This is a genomic window from Halomonas sp. A3H3, assembly GCF_000982975.1.
Taxonomy (GTDB): domain Bacteria; phylum Pseudomonadota; class Gammaproteobacteria; order Pseudomonadales; family Halomonadaceae; genus Vreelandella; species Vreelandella titanicae.
In genome coordinates, this window is sequence record NZ_HG423343.1 from 878,628 (window position 1) to 880,597 (window position 1,970).

General features: G+C 57.4%; 2 protein-coding genes. Both read right to left on the reverse strand.

Annotation, left to right across the window (positions count from 1 at the left end; translation table 11 throughout):
* Nucleotides 1–52 precede the first annotated feature (52 nt).
* Nucleotides 53–1,471, reverse strand: a complete 1,419-nt coding sequence (locus HALA3H3_RS03785; RefSeq protein ID WP_009286775.1) for an FAD-dependent oxidoreductase — start codon at nt 1,469–1,471, stop codon at nt 53–55.
* A 36-nt stretch (nt 1,472–1,507) separates the two neighbouring features.
* On the reverse strand, nt 1,508–1,970 hold a 463-nt coding region (locus HALA3H3_RS03790), incomplete at its 5' end, for a GltB/FmdC/FwdC-like GXGXG domain-containing protein (RefSeq protein WP_053856894.1).

Genomic DNA, 1,970 nt, shown 5'->3' on the forward strand with positions numbered 1-1,970 from the left:
CAGATCGCCACGCTTCGCTCGCGATGACATTAAGCCTATAAAGGCACTTCTTTTACACGCCCAGGTAATCCAGAATGCCTTCCGCCGCCTGGCGACCTTCGTAAATCGCCGTGACCACCAAGTCAGAGCCGCGCACCATATCGCCACCGGCAAAGATTTTTTCGTTGCTGGTTTGGAAGGCGTACTGGCCGTGCTCCGGCGCGGTGACGCGATCGCGCTCGTCGACCTGAATATTGGCGCTATCGAACCACGGCGCAGGGCTTGCCTGAAAGCCAAAAGCGATAACCACAGCATCCGCCGCAATGATCTCTTCAGAACCGGGCACCACTTCAGGGCGCTGACGGCCGTTTTCATCCGGCTCACCCAAGCGTGTGCGCACAACTTTCACGCCTTCGACCTTCTCTTCACCGACGACCGCCACCGGCTGACGGTTGAACAGAAACTCAACGCCCTCTTCACGAGCATTGGAGACTTCACGGCGCGACCCCGGCATATTGCCTTCGTCACGACGGTACGCACAGGTCACGCTGGTAGCGTTTTGACGAATCGAGGTACGGTTACAGTCCATCGCCGTATCACCGCCGCCCAGCACTACCACACGCTTGCCTTCCATAGAGATATAGTCGTTGGGATCTTTTTCAAAGCCCAGGCAGCGGTTAACGTTGGCAATCAGGAAATCGAGGGCCTTGTACACGCCCGGCAGATCTTCGCCAGGGAAGCCGCCTTCCATGTATTTATAAGTCCCCATACCCAGGAAGACCGCGTCGTACTCCTGCATCAAGGTCTCAAACTCAATATCGGTGCCAATCTCGGTATTCAGGCGGAACTCGACGCCCATCTCTTCAAAGACTGCCCGGCGGCGCTCCATCACGCTCTTTTCCAGCTTGAACTCGGGAATACCAAAGGTCAGCAGGCCACCGATTTCCGGGTACTTGTCGAACACCACCGGCTTGACGCCGTTACGGGCCAAAATATCCGCACAGCCCAGGCCCGCAGGGCCTGCGCCAATGATGGCGACTTTTTTATCCGTCCAGGTAACGTGGGACATATCCGGACGCCAGCCCATGGCGAACGCCGTATCGGTAATGTACTTCTCCACCGAGCCGATGGTGACGGCACCAAAGCCGTCATTTAGCGTGCAGTCGCCTTCGCACAGACGATCCTGGGGGCACACGCGACCACATACTTCGGGCAGCGAGTTGGTTTTGTGCGACAGCTCAGCGGCTTCAATAATGTTGCCTTCCACCACCAGCTGTAGCCAGTTGGGAATATAGTTGTGCACCGGGCACTTCCACTCACAGTACGGGTTACCGCAGTGCAGGCAGCGATGCGCCTGGCTGGCCGCATCGGTGGGCTTGTAAGGTTCGTAAATTTCCGCAAACTCTTTGGCACGGGCACGGGCGTCTTTCTTCTGTGGATCCTGACGACCCACATCGACAAACTGAAAATCGTTATTTAAACGGTTAGCCATGATCTCTCTCCTGTCAGCGTGAGGGGCATAAACGGGTTATTGCGGCTGACGCCGAGACTGATCCAGCAAACTACCCAAGCTGGCTGCTTTTGGCTTAACCAGCCAGAAGTGACGCGCATAGTCGCTGAAGTCTTCCAGAATAGCCGCCCCACGCGCGGAACCCGTCGCGGCCACATAGGCTTCGATCATTTCACGCAGGTGACGACGATACGCCTCCATGGCCTCTGTGTTAACGCGGTGAATTTCGACCAGTTCGTGGTTGTACTTGTCCACGAAGGTGCGCTCTTCATCCAACACATAGGCAAACCCACCGGTCATGCCCGCACCGAAGTTGACCCCGGTCTCACCGAGCACGCAGACCAAACCGCCGGTCATATATTCGCAACAGTGGTCGCCTGCGCCCTCGATCACCGCTGAAGCGCCAGAGTTACGCACCGCAAAGCGCTCGCCCGCAGTACCGGCGGCGAATAGTGTCCCGCCAGTGGCACCATACAGGCAG

Excerpts from the sequence above, each read along its gene's own strand:
- HALA3H3_RS03785 (WP_009286775.1), bottom strand. The coding sequence starts at position 1,471 with ATGGCTAACCGTTTAAATAACGATTTTCAGTTTGTCGATGTGGGTCGT.